12 protein-coding genes and 1 other annotated feature are annotated in these 15851 nt (G+C 43.4%); of the genes, 2 read left to right on the top strand and 10 right to left on the bottom strand.

Features of this window, described 5'->3' with window-relative positions:
* Positions 1-89 precede the first annotated feature (89 nt).
* Both N693_RS0104060 and N693_RS0104055 read left to right on the top strand, forming a co-directional pair.
* On the top strand, positions 90-956 hold the full coding sequence (locus tag N693_RS0104060; protein ID WP_025783494.1) for a RimK family alpha-L-glutamate ligase: 867 nt from the start codon (positions 90-92) through the stop codon (positions 954-956).
* Positions 953-1744 carry a RimK family alpha-L-glutamate ligase gene (locus N693_RS0104055; RefSeq protein ID WP_025783493.1) on the top strand — a complete coding sequence of 264 codons (792 nt, stop codon included), beginning with the start codon at positions 953-955 and terminating at the stop codon, positions 1742-1744. The genes N693_RS0104060 and N693_RS0104055 overlap by 4 nt, the downstream gene beginning before the upstream one ends.
* A gap of 497 nt (positions 1745-2241) precedes the next feature.
* On the opposite strand, the gene N693_RS0104045 is transcribed toward N693_RS0104055, so the two are convergent.
* The 10 genes from N693_RS0104045 to lon form a co-directional block, all read right to left on the bottom strand.
* Positions 2242-4890 (bottom strand): valine--tRNA ligase, encoded by a 2649-nt coding sequence (locus tag N693_RS0104045; RefSeq protein ID WP_025783492.1) that lies wholly within the window; start codon positions 4888-4890, stop codon positions 2242-2244.
* A 244-nt stretch (positions 4891-5134) separates the two neighbouring features.
* Positions 5135-5363, bottom strand: a binding site (T-box leader).
* 235 nt (positions 5364-5598) lie between these two features.
* Positions 5599-6255 (bottom strand): hypothetical protein, encoded by a 657-nt coding sequence (locus tag N693_RS19595; protein ID WP_025783491.1) that lies wholly within the window; start codon positions 6253-6255, stop codon positions 5599-5601.
* Between the two features lie 115 nt (positions 6256-6370).
* The gene (gene hemL, locus N693_RS0104035; protein WP_025783490.1) at positions 6371-7660 is read right to left on the bottom strand and encodes a glutamate-1-semialdehyde 2,1-aminomutase; all 1290 of its coding nucleotides are present in this window, start codon (positions 7658-7660) and stop codon (positions 6371-6373) included.
* A complete protein-coding gene (gene hemB / locus N693_RS0104030) occupies positions 7657-8640 on the bottom strand; it encodes a porphobilinogen synthase (RefSeq protein WP_025783489.1) in 984 nt (327 codons plus the stop codon). Before hemB ends, hemL begins: the two co-directional genes overlap by 4 nt.
* A 3-nt stretch (positions 8641-8643) precedes the next feature.
* Complete coding sequence (locus N693_RS0104025) at positions 8644-9402, bottom strand: uroporphyrinogen-III synthase (RefSeq protein ID WP_025783488.1); 759 nt, start codon at positions 9400-9402, stop codon at positions 8644-8646.
* Entirely contained in the window at positions 9392-10324 is a 933-nt protein-coding gene (hemC, locus tag N693_RS0104020; RefSeq protein WP_025783487.1) for a hydroxymethylbilane synthase, read from the bottom strand. The genes N693_RS0104025 and hemC overlap by 11 nt, the downstream gene beginning before the upstream one ends.
* 59 nt (positions 10325-10383) lie before the next feature.
* Positions 10384-11214: an inner membrane protein YpjD gene (locus N693_RS0104015; RefSeq protein ID WP_025783486.1), complete on the bottom strand. Its 831-nt coding sequence runs from the start codon at positions 11212-11214 to the stop codon at positions 10384-10386.
* A gap of 88 nt (positions 11215-11302) precedes the next feature.
* Positions 11303-12667, bottom strand: a complete 1365-nt coding sequence (hemA, locus tag N693_RS0104010; RefSeq protein WP_025783485.1) for a glutamyl-tRNA reductase — start codon at positions 12665-12667, stop codon at positions 11303-11305.
* 264 nt (positions 12668-12931) lie between these two features.
* Positions 12932-13513, bottom strand: coding sequence for a ribosome biogenesis GTP-binding protein YihA/YsxC (yihA, locus tag N693_RS0104005; protein WP_025783484.1), 582 nt, complete (start codon positions 13511-13513; stop codon positions 12932-12934).
* Positions 13514-13515: 2 nt separating this feature from the next.
* Complete coding sequence (gene lon, locus N693_RS0104000; protein ID WP_025783483.1) at positions 13516-15828, bottom strand: endopeptidase La; 2313 nt, start codon at positions 15826-15828, stop codon at positions 13516-13518.
* Positions 15829-15851 lie beyond the last annotated feature (23 nt).

The following is a 15851-nucleotide window of genomic DNA, read 5'->3' as shown; positions in this document are numbered from 1 at the left end:
ATCTTTTCCCCACCTTATGCTAAACTTATAGTTAATAGCCTTTTAAAAGGCTTTTCTTAAGAGTATAGCACGAGAAAGAAGGGTTTTATTTGAAGAACTGCTGGATTATTTATAATGGAAGTTTAGTGAATGACAAATTCCGAGATCAGGCGGAACTCGTACAAGAGGCTGCTGATCGGGCGGGTGTTTCTGCAACAATTTATAAAAATTATGAAGTCATGATGGATGTAACCGGAAAAGTCGATTCACTCCCTGATTTTGTCGTGTTTTTAGATAAGGATATTGTACTCGCAACCTATTTGAAATCCCTCGGCATTCCTGTATTCAATGATCCGGAAGTGATTGAGCGGTGTGACAATAAAACAAAACAAGCGATTAGACTCGCACTTGATGGTGTGCCAATGCCAAGGACAATTGTTGCGCCGAAAGTGTATCCCAATTTCACAATACGAGAAAGTGGTTATTATGAACGTGTCTTGCAAGAACTCGGTCTTCCAATGATTATCAAGGAGGCTCGTGGTTCTTTCGGGATGAATGTCTATCTAATTGAAACCGAGGAACAGTTTTACGAGAAAACGGAGTCTTTGCGTGGTATTGATTATTTATTTCAGGAGTTCATCTCTTCGAGTCGCGGACGCGATATTAGAGTAAATGTCGTTGGTGGCCAGGTCGTTGCTGCGATGTATCGACATTCCGAAACGGATTTCCGTGCGAACATTACGAATGGCGGAAAAGCTCAGACCGTTGAGTTAACAGATGCACAAATCGATATCGCATTGCGTGCTGCAAAATCGGTTGGCGCGGATTTTGCTGGTGTTGACTTATTGTTTGGGGTGAATGAAGAACCGCTTGTTTGTGAAGTAAATGCCGCAGCACATATCCGAAATATTTATCATGTAACAGGAATTAACGTAGCCGATGCAATGATTGCATACATTTTAGAGGTGATTGGATGAAGGGCTATATCTATTATGAAGAGGAAGATGCGTTGCGCAATCGATGGTTTATCGATGAACTCATTAAAGAAGGCGCTGCAAATCAACTAGTTGTTGAATTGCTGTCGGGTGATGCCGAACTTCCGGATGACGCAACCTTCGTCTTTTATCGAGCGCGGGACTTTAAAAAGTGTCAACGATGGGAACAAAGTGGGATTGTTGTCGTCAATCGAAGCGAAGTGAATCGTATTGCGAATGATAAGCTCCAAACGTACCAACTTGCTGCACTTTTGGGCATCCCTTCGATTCCTACGAGACTGTTGGACTCTGCTCAGGATGTTGGTAAGTATCCTATTATTTTAAAAACAACGGATGGACATGGTGGTGAAGAAGTCCATTTATGTGAGACGAATGCTGAAATGGAGCATGTGATTTCGCGTTATCCAAATCGACAACTTGTGATGCAGCCTTACATTGAGCACAACTCTTCTGATGTACGACTTTACTTAATTGGTGAGGAAGTTGTGGGAGCGGTAAAGCGGACTGGAGTGGAATCATTTAAGGCGAATGTTGGCTTAGGTGGAACTGCTGAGCGGTTTGACGTTTCTTCTACTTTACGTGAGTTCGCAGTGAAGATTGCTAAAGCGTTGAAAAGTGACTATATTGGAGTCGATTTCATTCAGAATCGAGAAGGCGTCTGGTTGTTGAACGAAATTGAAGATCCTGTAGGTGCAAGGTCACTTTATGAGACAAGTGAAATGAATGTCGCGTGCGAAGTCATGCGACATATCCATAAAAAACTTTTTTAATCCTTATGAGGTGCTGAGTTAGCACTTTGTAAGGCTTTTTTGGTGTTTGGTTGTAATATTTTTCTATGCTGGATACTTTTTTCCGACAGTTTTATGTCTTTCTCAATCACTTCAGATAGTTTCTCTATCACAAGGGTGAATTTCTCCGACACTTAGATGAATTTCTCGATAACAAGACACAATTCACGTGCTTTAAGGGATTAATTGGTAGCGCTTCGCTTATTTTTTGAGGTATTGTATTGCAGGGATGATCTTCAGTATGAGTTATGATCATTTTCCAGGATTTATGATCACTCTCTATGTTTTATGATCACATTTCGAGGTTTATGAGCTCTTTCATGTGTTTATGATCACATTTCCAAGTTTATGAGCACTTTCCTGTGTTTATGATCACTTCCCCAGGTTTATGAGCACACCTCCAGCATTATGATCACTACCAATGCTTCAAAGACTTTACAAAATAAAAAGAGGGCTTTCGCTAGAAAGCCCTCCCCTACTTAAATCTCTTTCAATTCCTCGATACGACGCTGCACGGCAGCTTGTTTTTCAAGATAATCTTGTTCTTTTGCACGTTCTTCGTCTACGACAGACTGTGGTGCTTTGGAAACGAAACGTTCGTTGGACAATTTTCCTTGAACGCGTTTCACTTCGCCAGCCCATTTGTCGAGCTCTTTGCCTAGACGTGCAATTTCCTCGTCGATATTAAGCAAGCCTTCAAGTGGCATGAAGAGCTCGGCTCCTGTAACTACTGCAGACATCGACTTCCCTGGTGCTTGAACATCTACGCCGATTTCAAGAGTTTCTGGGTTACAGAATTTCTCAATGTATTGGCTGTTTGCTTTCAAGACAGCTGCTGTTGCTTCGTCTTTCGCAGCGATGTACAACGGTACTTGGCGACTCATCGGTGTGTTCACCTCTGCACGGATTGTACGAACCGCTTTGATGACATCTGTCAATAGCTTCATGTGAGTGGAACGTTCTACGTTCGTCAAACTCGCATCTGCTACTGGCCATGCAGCAACTGTAATGGACTCACCTTCATGCGGTAAGTTCTGCCAGATTTCTTCCGTGATGAACGGCATGAGTGGGTGAAGCAAACGCATCGTATTGTCGAGTACATACGCAAGAACCGAACGCGTCATATGCTTTGCTTTTTCGTTTTCGCCGTACAATGGCAACTTCGCCATCTCGATATACCAGTCACAGAAATCATCCCAGATGAAGTTATAAAGTGCACGGCCAACTTCACCGAACTCATAGCGATCTGATAGCTTTGTCACGGAGTCAATTGTTTCGTTGAGTCGTGTTAAAATCCAATCATCCGCTACGGAACGTTCTCCCGACAAATCGATTTCTTCGTATTTCAAACCTTCCATGTTCATCAACGCGAAACGGGAAGCATTCCAGATTTTATTGGCAAAGTTCCAGATTGCTTCAACTTTTTCAGTAGAATAGCGAAGGTCTTGACCTGGTGATGAACCCGTTGCTAGGAAGTAACGCAATGCATCGGCACCATACTGGTCGATGACATCCATCGGATCTACCCCGTTACCGAGTGACTTCGACATTTTGCGTCCATCTTCCGCACGAACCAATCCGTGTATCAATACATCCTTGAATGGACGCTGATCCGTAAACTCAATGCCTTGGAAAATCATGCGAGACACCCAGAAGAAGATAATGTCATACCCTGTAACAAGAGCATCTGTTGGATAGTAACGTTTGAATTCAGGGTCTTCCGTGTCCGGCCAGCCCATCGTCGAGAACGGCCATAATGCAGATGAGAACCACGTATCGAGTACGTCTTCTTCTTGGTGCCAATTTTCAATATCTACTGGTGCTTCTTCACCGACGTATACTTCACCAGTTTCGTTGTGATACCATGCAGGAATCCGATGCCCCCACCAAAGCTGACGAGAAATACACCAATCGTGTATGTTCTCCATCCATGTCAAGTATGTTTTCTCGAAACGCTCAGGAACGAATGTCACTTTACCTTCCGCTTTTTGCAGCTCGATCGCTTTTTCCGCAAGTGGTTGCATCTTAACGAACCATTGAGTCGATAAGTAAGGCTCAACAACCGCACCGCTTCGCTCCGAGTGCCCTACAGAGTGATTATGCTCTTCAATTTTGAATAGAACATCCATGTCTTGCAAATCTTTAACGATCGCTTTGCGACATTCAAAACGGTCCATTCCTTCGTATTTACCAGCCAACTTGTTCATCGAACCATCTTCGTTCATCACAAGAACGCGTGGTAAGTCATGACGATTTCCGACTTCAAAGTCGTTCGGGTCATGGGCAGGTGTAATCTTAACCGCACCACTTCCGAAGTCCATTTCTACGTAATCATCCGCTACGATAGGAATTTCACGGCCAACGATTGGCAACTTCACAGTTTTTCCTATTAAGTGCTGATAGCGCTCGTCTTCAGGGTGAACAGCAACCGCTGTGTCTCCAAGCATCGTTTCAGGTCGAGTTGTTGCAATTTCGATACTTCCAGTTCCATCTGTGAGTGGATAACGCATATGATAGAAAGCACCCGCTACATCTTTATGGATTACTTCGATATCGGACAATGCTGTTTTCGTCGCAGGGTCCCAGTTGATAATATATTCTCCGCGGTAAATTAGATCTTTTTTGTACAACTTGACGAATACTTCACGTACGGCACGTGAAAGTCCTTCATCCAGAGTGAAGCGCTCACGTGAGTAATCTAATCCGAGACCTAGCTTAGACCACTGTTCACGAATATGGCCAGCATACTCATCTTTCCATTTCCATGTTTCTTCTAGAAATTTCTCTCGCCCTAGATCATAACGTGTTTGGCCATTTGCACGCAGCTTCTCTTCCACTTTCGCTTGGGTCGCAATTCCAGCGTGGTCCATTCCTGGTAGCCACAATGCATCATATCCTTGCATGCGTTTCATACGAGTTAAGATGTCTTGAAGCGTCGTATCCCATGCGTGACCCAAATGTAATCTACCCGTTACGTTCGGTGGTGGAATTACGATCGTATATGGCTCTTTCCCACTCTCCGGCTGAGCTTTAAAATACTCACCCTTTAACCACCATTCATAGCGATCTCTTTCAATTGTCTGCGGATCATACTTAGTCGGCATCTCCAACTGCTCTTTTTCTGTCATAACAATTCCTCCTCGTAATACTAAAAATAAGTCAATTCATTTTTGTTTTTAATCGGACACTTTATATTTATACTTTCTGTTGATCGGAACGTAAGGTGGTGACTCCTTAGGGAACAGCGAAGTTCGAAGACCCCGCAGAAGCGTAGCGCCGTGGAGGTTGAGATCAACCCCCAAGGAAAGCCTCCACCTGAAGTAGAAATCAACATTATGTCCAATTTTTGAAACACAAAAAACCCCTTCGTCGTTAAAGGACGAAGGAGTCAGTTCGCGGTACCACCTTTATTCGCAACCATACAAATTTCGCACGTTGCCTCAATGGAAATAACGGCTTCTAACCGGTTCTCGCTAGTTGTAAAAAACGTTCACGAAAACTGCTGACGGGTGACTTTCAAACTGTCGACAATAGGTCCTTGCACCATCCGGACCCTCTCTAAAAAAGCCGACCGATCTACTCTCCCGCTAAACGCATCACTATACTGTTTCCAATAGTTTACCGGATGTATAGCGTACCCGTCAAGCCCGCTGTGAAAGGATGGTGTTATGAGAAGAGGCTACAACCCCTATTTGCTTCCGCCATGGTTAAGAAAATGCCGATTTTACGGTAAAATGATCATTATTCCGATCTCTTGTTTTCAGCTCATCCGACTATTGATCATTCCAACGACAGGAGACTTTTTACTCTTCTGCATCCTTTGTGGATGTTGCTTCCTATTCCACAAAAACATCATTTAATCGGAAAGACGTCACAGTCACATCATCTTCTAAATCATTAATGAACGCGAGCATTTCATTATCATCCACATAACCAGTAACGGTTTCAACTTGTGAACTTTCCAGATCCGGAGTAACAGCTGCTGTAGTCGTTTCTTCAGTTACCTGTGCAACTTCCTGCTTGGATTCCTTCGCAGTTTCATCAGTCGCTAATGCAGTTTTGGTCAACTCTCCCTCTACATTTTGAGCTACAGCTTCAACATTTGCTAACTTAGCCTCAACAGTCCACATAACGGCTAAGCTCCCATCATCTGTTGCAGTTGCAGAAGCATCGATTACAGTCGCTGTAAGTTGTCCGTCCGCGCTAGTAGGTAAATCTACAAGCAACGGAACAGCATACTCGAAATAACCGGATTGGTCTTGTACGTCCACATCATCGATTAGTATTGCATCTGAATCCAGAGTTGCTTCTTTACCTTCACCGTCAAATCCAACATTCGCTGCTACATGATAAATCCCAGAAAGTCGAACAGCATCTTCAGTCTGATGCTCTGTATATCCCGCGGTCACTTTCACTTCTTGTGCAGAAACTGCTTTCCCGTATTCTGCAGGAAACTGAAACGTCTCCGTTAACGTCCACTGTGTTGGCTCCATTGTTCTGCCGCCTCCTTTTATCGTTAGAGTATATGATGTAGCATCCATTATCAGAACATAAGACAAAGAAAAACAGCCTTTCAAAAGATGTACTCTTGAAAAGGCTGTTTAAGTTTTATTTTTTTAACTGACTAAATACTTTATGGAAAGCATCTACTGTTTTTGCAATATGAGCTTCTGTATGGGCAGCCGAAAGGAACATTCCCTCGAACTGTGACGGTGGTAAAAATATTCCTTCGGCAGCCATTAATCGGTAGTACTCAGCAAATAGCGCTAAATCGGATGACTTTGCAGATTCATAATCGATCACATCTTCGTTTGTGAAGAAGAATCCGATCATCGATCCTGCACGGTTCACCGTGTGTGGAATTCCATTGGCAGTCGCAGCTTCGCGGAACCCTTTTTCAAGCTGATCCCCGAGTTTCATGAAATGCTCATAAGATGCTGGGTTCAACCGTTTTAGAGTCTCAATTCCTGCAGTCATTGCGAGTGGGTTCCCCGACAGAGTCCCTGCTTGATAAACCGTACCTGCAGGCGCAATGTGCTCCATAATTTCACGTTTACCACCGTAAGCACCAACTGGCAGTCCTCCACCGATTACTTTACCCAGGCAAGTCAAGTCCGGTGTAATACCGAAATGCCCCTGTGCACAATTGTAGCCAACACGAAAACCAGTCATTACTTCATCAAAAATTAGAAGCGTACCGTTTTCTTCTGTCAACTTACGCAAAGCTTCCAAGAAACCTGGCTGCGGAGGAACGACGCCCATGTTTCCTGCAACCGGCTCCACAATCACAGCCGCGAGATCGTCGCCATACTCCTTGAATGCGACTTTCAAACTCTCCAAGTCGTTATAAGGAACAGTGATAGTGTTTTTCGCAACTCCTTCAGGTACACCTGGGCTATCCGGAAGACCAAGTGTCGCAACGCCTGACCCTGCTTTGATCAGCAACGAATCACCATGACCGTGGTAGCACCCTTCAAATTTCAAGATGAGATTACGCTTCGTGTACCCACGCGCAAGACGCAATACACTCATTGTCGCTTCCGTACCAGAAGACACCATACGAACCATTTCAATTGATGGTACTCGGTCAATGACGATTTCAGCGAGTTCATTCTCAAGCAATGTCGGGGCACCGAAACTGGAACCCTTTACGGCAGCTTGTTGAATCGCTGAAACGACGCCTTCTTCAGCATGTCCTAAAATCAGGGGACCCCATGACAACACATAATCGATGTATTCATTGCCATCGATATCTGTAATGATTGCACCTTTTCCACTTTCCATGAAAATCGGATCCATATTGACCGATTTGAATGCACGTACAGGCGAATTCACGCCACCAGGCATTAGGTTTACGGCTTTGCTAAATGCTTGCTTCGATTTTGTATAGTCTCTCATTTCGTCTCCTCCAACCAACGAGCGGCGTCTTTTGCGTGATATGTCATAATTAGATCAGCACCCGCACGTTTCATACTTGTCAACGTCTCGAGAACGATACGCTGTTCATCCACCCAGCCATTAAGGGAAGCAGCTTTCACCATCGCATACTCACCACTTACGTTGTACGCGACCATCGGTAGTAATGTATTATTTTTCACATCGCGTAAAATATCCAAGTACGACAACGCAGGTTTTACAATTAAGAAGTCGGCACCTTCAGCAATATCGGATTCTGCTTCACGCAAAGCTTCCATACGGTTTGCAGGATCCATCTGGTACGCTTTACGATCGCCAAACTGAGGAGTGGAATCTGCTGCATCACGGAATGGACCATAGTAAGCAGATGCATATTTAACTGCGTACGACATTATTGGAATCTCTTCGAAACCAGCTTCGTCCAACCCTTGACGGATAGCAACGACAAACCCATCCATCATATTAGACGGTGCAATGATGTCTGCCCCCGCGTTCGCTTGAGACACTGCTGTCTTGACGAGTAAGTCTAGAGAAGGATCATTCAGTACACGTTCCCCTTCGATAACACCACAATGTCCGTGATCAGTATATTCACACAGACATGTATCGGCAATTACGAGAAGCTCGGGGTGACGCTGTTTTGCCAAACGGATTGCTTCTTGAATGATTCCGTGGTCATGGTAAGCTCCACTTCCAACAGCATCTTTCTCGGTAACAACTCCAAAGAAAATAACAGATGGAATTCCTAATGCTACTGCCTCGTCTAACTCTTCAGCGAGTCGATCCATTGAATGCTGATAAATACCCGGCATAGAAGGAATCTCGTTTTTCACATTCTCGCCTTCAATAACGAAAATCGGATAAATGAAGTCCGTTGCTTGCAGTTGTGTTTCGCGAACCATTGCACGCATTCCAGCAGTGCTACGAAGTCGGCGGTGCCGACGGAAATTCAAGTTGTTCATCAGTTAGTTCCTTCCTTTCGACTCGGCAAGTGTTCGCACGAGTTCAGGTAATGTATACGTTTCAGGCATAGCATGGACAGGCGCCCCTACTTCACGAAGCGCCCGCTCTGTAATGTGTCCGATTGCGCCAATTGTAAAGTCTGTCCACCCAATTTCAGGCGCCACACGTTCTGTGAAAACAGTGACCGCTGAAGGGCTTGCAAACAATATCGAAACTGACGCTTCATCTTTCACTAATTCTACGATTCGATCGGCTGAGGTTATTTCAGGGAGCGTTTCATATACAGTCCATTCATCAACAGTCAACGAAAGCTCTGTAGAAATGAGCGTTCCCGCCAAATTACCTTTGATAAATAGCGCGCGAAGCGATTCCCCTTGAGGGTTGAACTGCTGAACGAAAACATCTGCACTGAAAACATCAGGAATAAAATCCACACTAAAACCAATCTGTTCGAGTGCATGAGCGGTTTTATCCCCAACAGCTGCAACTTTAAGTTGAAAATTACTTGAGTTCAGTCCGAAACGCTGAAGCTTTTGCTTAAACGCAGCTACAGCACTTTGGCTAGTAAAAATCAGCCAGTCGTAGGACTGAGCTTGGACCAATCGCTCATGATCCTTTGCAGATATCCGTTCTTCCGTACGAATGAGAGGGTACGAAACCGGAGTGCCTCCAAGCTGTTTCACAAGCTCATAAGGTTCATCTGATTTTTTAGTACTTGTAAAAATTACTGTCTCTCCTGCTAATGGGTTCTTATTGACCATCCATTTCAGCCTTCACTCGTTGAATGACTTCTGCTGCCCCTTCTTTACGCAAAATGTCTGAAACGATTTTACCCGCTTCAACAGGAGTTTCAGCTTTTGCAGTATGACGGTACACTTCTGAACCATCTGGTGATGCGATGAACCCTGTCAATTCAATTCCGTCAGCCTTCTGTTGTGCATAGCCACCAATTGGAACTTGACAAGACCCGTCCATCTCACGTAGGAATGTCCGCTCCGCTTCAACTTCTTTAAACGTTTGTTCGTCGTTCATCTTAGCGAGTTCTGCAAGGAGTTCTGCGTCATCTGAGCGGCACTCAATGGATAACGCCCCTTGGCCAACCGCTGGGATACAATCTTCAAGGCTCATGTATTCGGTAACAATGTCCTCACTCCAACCCATACGCTTAAGACCAGATGCTGCGAGAATAATCGCATCGTATTCACCATCTTGCATTTTCTTTAAACGGGTATCGATGTTGCCACGAATCCATTTAATTTCAAGATCAGGTCGCAGCAATAATAGTTGTGAACTTCTACGTAAACTAGATGTACCCACTACTGCCCCTGCAGGAAGATCTTTGAAAGAAACGTTACCATTTGAGATAAACGCATCACGCGGATCGACTCGTTTCGGGATACACCCTACCATCAAACCTTCGGGTAAAATGGAAGGCATATCTTTCATACTATGTACGGCAAAGTCGATTTCTTTGTCGAACAATGCTTGTTGAATTTCTTTTACGAAGAGCCCCTTACCACCAACTTTAGAGAGCTGTACGTCAACTATGCGGTCTCCTTTTGTTACGATTTCTTTCACTTCAAAGTCAAATGGAACGCCAACTGCTTTCATTTGATCGATGAACCAATTCGTTTGTGTTAACGCAAGCTTACTTCTCCGTGAACCGACAATAATTTTTCTCAATGTAATCTTCCTTCCCTATGTGAATGATACGTATTAGATGGATAACGAACTATTCTACCTTATAGCCAAAAATGGAATTGCGAAAGTTTACTGCCCAAAAAGAAATTAATGATGATCAAAACAAAGGCAAAAATAGTAGCCCAGGCAAAATCGGTAGCTTTGACTTTCCCATTTCTATTGAAGAATAGCAATGCGCTGTAAACGAGTATTAACAAGAAAGAACCGACGATTTTAATGTCGAATAGCGTCCAATCGGACAGTGCCGTATACGCCCATTGAATGCCCAGAATCAAACTCACTAGAAGCACAGGTATTCCAGTATAGATAGCTGCCTTCATGCCCGTCATTGCATGTTGTAAAGAGGGCAACCGATTGAATTGCGATGTAAATTTCTTCTTCTTCAACAAATTATAAACAAGTAAATACAGGATTGCGAAAACAAATGCCATTGTAAACGCGGCGTAAGAGAGAATTGCAAATGTAATATGGATGAACAACAGTTCCGAAACGAGAGAATCCCCCACTCCAGAATTGTCCAGTTGTGTAGGAGCAAAAATATGAATGGTCATAAAACAAAACGCAATGATATTCAACAAGAATCCAGCATAGCTCGATCGATATTTGAGTTGAATTCCAAGAGACAATGCAATGAGTATCCACGCAAAGAAATAGACCCCTTCATAAAGTGACAAGACGGGTATATGCTTTGTCACGATGAACGCTTGCAACAAAAAACCAGTTTGCATAACAAAAACTATCACAGTCAGCCAAAAAGCGCTTCGTTGTGCACGTGTATCTTTGTTTAAAAAGTCCACAAAATAAAAAATCAGGCTGACGGCGTACAGAATGAGCATTGCTTCCTGAAGCCGCGCCATCGTCAACTCAACCATAGGCTAACCTCTGCCTTTCTGTCAAAAAAGCCACTTCCGCATCGACCGTTAAGAAAAGCGGGATGGGAAATGACTTGTTGGAACACATTCAATATGTCAAATCAGGTTGCAAACCGGCCGTTTGGGAAGCTCCGGCTCCCTGTTCCGCTTTTTGCTGTTGTACCTGAAGATTTTTTTCTCGTTCAACTTCTTCTTCAATACCAAAAATCGATTGAAACAACTCTAGTTTTTCTGTCGATTTGGAATCCGTAGCAAATTCTTTTGCCTGTAAAATCGGTTCCTTCAACAATTGGTTAATAATCGATTTTGTATGTTTACTCAACACTTTTTTCTCACGGTCTGTTAGGTCCGGCATTTTGTTTTCAATACTGGCCATTGTTTCTTCTTGAATTGTAAGTGCTTTTTTACGCAATGCCGTAATCACAGGAACTACACCAAGCGTTGCAACCCATTCTTTAAACATGACTACCTCGCCATGAATGATTGATCGGATTTCCTCAGCAGCCTCTTTACGTTGAGCTAAGTTTGCTTCAACAATGCCTTGCATATCGTCAATGTCATACAAGAACATATTTGGTAGATCTCCAATACGTGGATCCATATCGCGTGGGACGGCGATGTCGACCAGGAAAAGCGGACGGCCTTTCCGTAATCGTTCTACAAACTGCATCAGCTCATAGTCAATGACATAATCCTTTGCCCCTGTACTGCTTATCAAAATATCCACATCTAGAAGGGTACATTGTAATTCTTTAAGTGACTTCGCGTTTCCTTCAAATTGCTCTGCTAATTCTTCCGCTTTTGAAAAAGTCCGATTAAGAACAGTGATTTTACCGACACCGCTACCTTGCAAGTTTTTGATCGTCAATTCTCCCATTTCACCAGCACCTAAAATCGCGATATGCTTGTGCTTCAAAGAACCGAATATCTTTTTCCCTAATTCTACGGCAGCATACGATACCGAAACTGCATTTTCTCCTATAGCTGTCTCAGCATGCGCACGTTTCGCAACAGTAATGGCTTGTTTAAACAACTCATTGAAAATCGTACCTGTTGTACCGATTTCTTGAGCCATTAAAAAGCTCGTTCTCACTTGACCTAAGATTTGGGTTTCGCCAAGCACCATAGAATCGATTCCTGACGCTACCGACATCAAGTGCTCAATCGCTTCGTCTTCTTCTTTAATAATCAAGTGATTAGTAAACGATTCTAACGGAAGGTCGAACCACTCCGTCAAAAAGTTTTTCAAATAATAGCGTCCTGTGTGAAGCTGGTCAACGACCGCGTAGATTTCAGTCCGGTTACACGTCGAGACGATAATATTTTCCAATATACTCTTGGTTGATTGTAGAGTTTCCATAGCGTGCGGCAAATCAGTTTCATTAAACGAAAGCTTTTCTCTGATTTCTACCGGCGCTGTCCTGTGATTGACCCCAATAGCGAGTAATTTCACTAGGTGCTCACACCTTTCGCGTCTATTTCCTGCTCATAAGTATAACATAACCTATAATACGTGAATCATTTATTTATGAACAACCTATGAACGAGTAGGCATTATCGCCTCTCTTTATAATTATTATAATGTAATCCTGCTGAATAATCCACTTGTGTGTTCTGCGTGTATCGCCACTTTTACCCATTTTCAAAAGGGCATAACAAGAAGCAGAGAAATAACTAGATCCTCTGCTTCTACTATACAGCTTAAATTTAAAATCTGTTACATTCTGCTTTCAATTTCAGCCCAAACAGCATCTACGCCGATTCCTTTTTCAGATGAAAAGACGAACAATGGATCGTCTCCGAGCATATTCAAAGTTTCTCGTACAATTTTTTTGTGTTTGTCCCATTTCCCCTTTGGAATCTTATCCGCTTTCGTCGCGATAACGATTGTCGGGATATTGTAATGGACAAAGAAATTGTACATGTTGATGTCATCTGCGGACGGTGCATGACGTATGTCCACGATTTGAATCGCAGCAACTAGAGGTTCGCGCCCCGTTAAATATTGCTCGATCATTCCGCCCCATTTTTCTTTCTCTGTTTTTGAGACGCGTGCGTATCCATATCCAGGAACGTCAACAAAGAAAAGTTGCTCTTCAATCTTATAAAAATTCAGCGTTTGTGTTTTCCCAGGTTTTGAAGATGTTCTTGCAATATTTTTGCGACCCAACATCTTATTGATAAACGATGACTTTCCAACGTTTGAACGTCCTGCAAGTGCAAATTCAGGAAAGCCATCATCCGGATATTGTTCCGGTCTTACAGCACTCATTACCATTTCAACGTTATGCACTTTCATATTTACTGCTCCTCCAATGCGATCGCCAATACTTCTGCGGCGTCGTCAACCAATTTAAAAGATAGCTCTTGACGAATCTCTTCAGGGACGTCTTCGATATCACGTTCGTTTTCCTTCGGTAAAATAATAACACGTAATCCAGCACGGTGTGCGCTCAATGTCTTTTCTTTCAGACCACCAATCGGCAACACGCGACCTCTAAGCGTAATTTCACCAGTCATCCCTACTTCCCGATGGATAGGACGGTTAGTCAAAGCTGAAACTAACGCTGTTGCGATTGTCACACCTGCTGAAGGACCATCTTTTGGGACAGCCCCCTGGGGCACGTGTATATGAATATCCTTCTTTTCATAGAACGAAGAATCAATACCAAGACTTTCCGCTTTTGAACGGACATAAGAAAGCGCCGTTTGTGCAGATTCTTTCATGACATCGCCAAGTTTTCCGGTTAAAAGCAGTTTACCCTTACCTGGTGAGAGAGATACTTCAATTTGCAAGGTATCCCCACCAACAGCAGTGTACGCAAGCCCCGTTGCAACCCCGATTTGGTTCGTTGTTTCCGCTTGTCCGTGGCTAAATTTCTTTTTCCCTAGGAAGTTCTCTAGTGTTTTCGAACTAATCGTCACGCTCTTCTTTTTTCCACTTGCAATTAAACGAGCAGACTTCCGGCAAACGCGTGCAAGTTCACGCTCCAGAGACCGTACTCCTGCCTCTCGCGTGTAATAACGAACGATATCCAAGATAGCCGGCTGTTGGAATTTCACTTGTTGCTTCGTCAGCCCGTGTTCTTTCAGTTGTTTCGGAATCAGATGATTGGATGCAATGGCTTGTTTTTCAAGCTCCGTATAGCCAGCAATCGAAATAATCTCCATTCGATCTCGCAGCGGCCCTGGAATTGCGCTCAAATCATTTGCAGTTGCTATGAACAACACATTGGATAGATCATACGGCTCTTCTATGTAGTGATCACTAAACGTGCTATTTTGCTCAGGATCTAAAACTTCCAACATTGCAGAAGAAGGGTCACCTCTAAAATCATTAGACATTTTATCGATTTCATCTAGTAAAAAAACTGGATTCACAGTGCCAGCTTTCTTCATTCCTTGAATGATTCGACCTGGCATTGCACCTACGTACGTTCTCCGGTGACCGCGAATTTCAGATTCATCACGAACGCCACCTAGCGATATACGGACGAACTTTCGATCTAATGATTCAGCTATCGATTTTGCAAGAGAAGTCTTCCCGACTCCTGGAGGACCTTCGATACAAAGAATCGGACCGCGAAGTGAACGTGTTAACTGACGTACAGATAAGTACTCTAAAATCCGTTCTTTCACTGAATCCAATCCTTCGTGATCTCGGTCTAAAATTTTCTCAGAGCGCTGTAGATCCAATTGATCCTTTGAAGCATCCTTCCATGGCAGTGAAACGAGCCAATCGATGTAGGAGCGGATTATTCCACTTTCCGCTGCAGCAGAAGGAATCTTTTCATAACGATCCAATTCACGTTCTGCTGTTTGCATCACGTCTTCGGGCATTCCTGACTCGATAATTAGTTCACGCAATCCCTCTACTTCTAACCCTTTCCCGTCCTTATCTCCAAGCTCAGTTTGAATAGCCTTCATCTGTTCACGTAAATAGAATTCTTTTTGTGTACGTTCCATCGCTTCACGAACACGCTCGTTGATTTTCTGTTCAAGGACCATGACTTCTTGCTCGTTAAATAGACGACTAATGAGCCATTCAAGGCGATTATTAATATTCCGTATTTCCAAAATATCTTGTTTGGCTCTAATTTTTAGTGGTAAATGAGAAGCAATCGTATCCGCAAGACGACCAGGTTCACTTATATCAGCAACGGAATGGTAGGCATCTTCTGTTATCCGTTTCGAAATTTTCGTATATTTCTTAAAGTAGGTAAGCAAGGTTCGCATAAGCGCTTCAGACTCTGTGTCCACTTCCGTTGAATCCGGGAACCCATTCACTGTAACGACAGGATATAGATCCGCTTCTTCATAATCTGTCCATTCTGCGCGTTCAATTCCTTCAATCAGTACTCGGTAAGTACCATTTGGTAACTGGGTCATCGATTTTACTAGAGCCAGCGTACCTAGATGATACAAATCCTCTGGTTGCGGATCTTCATCTTTTAAATCGATTTGAGTCGCGAGGAAAATTAAGTTATTATTCGCAATCGCATGCTCGATTGCGAAAACGGAACGTTCTCTACCTACATCTATATGTAATGTCATCGTCGGATAAATCAAAATGCCTCTAAGCGGAAGAAGCGGTATATTATGTCGTAACACCATCGAACAAACACCTCCGTCATCAT

The sequence above is a fragment of the Sporosarcina sp. D27 genome (genome assembly GCF_000586555.1).
In the GTDB taxonomy this organism is placed as follows: domain Bacteria; phylum Bacillota; class Bacilli; order Bacillales_A; family Planococcaceae; genus Sporosarcina.
The sequence above is the reverse complement of the archived record's forward strand: the minus strand, read 5'-3'. Positions and strand labels throughout refer to the sequence as shown.

Coding starts and splice junctions, on each gene's coding strand:
- N693_RS0104055 (WP_025783493.1), top strand. CDS start 953: ATGAAGGGCTATATCTATTATGAAGAGGAAGATGCGTTGCGCAATCGA.
- N693_RS0104045 (WP_025783492.1), bottom strand. CDS start 4,890: ATGACAGAAAAAGAGCAGTTGGAGATGCCGACTAAGTATGATCCGCAG.
- N693_RS19595 (WP_025783491.1), bottom strand. CDS start 6,255: ATGGAGCCAACACAGTGGACGTTAACGGAGACGTTTCAGTTTCCTGCA.
- hemL (WP_025783490.1), bottom strand. CDS start 7,660: ATGAGAGACTATACAAAATCGAAGCAAGCATTTAGCAAAGCCGTAAAC.
- hemB (WP_025783489.1), bottom strand. CDS start 8,640: ATGAACAACTTGAATTTCCGTCGGCACCGCCGACTTCGTAGCACTGCT.
- N693_RS0104025 (WP_025783488.1), bottom strand. CDS start 9,402: ATGGTCAATAAGAACCCATTAGCAGGAGAGACAGTAATTTTTACAAGT.
- N693_RS0104015 (WP_025783486.1), bottom strand. CDS start 11,214: ATGGTTGAGTTGACGATGGCGCGGCTTCAGGAAGCAATGCTCATTCTG.
- yihA (WP_025783484.1), bottom strand. CDS start 13,513: ATGAAAGTGCATAACGTTGAAATGGTAATGAGTGCTGTAAGACCGGAA.
- lon (WP_025783483.1), bottom strand. CDS start 15,828: ATGGTGTTACGACATAATATACCGCTTCTTCCGCTTAGAGGCATTTTG.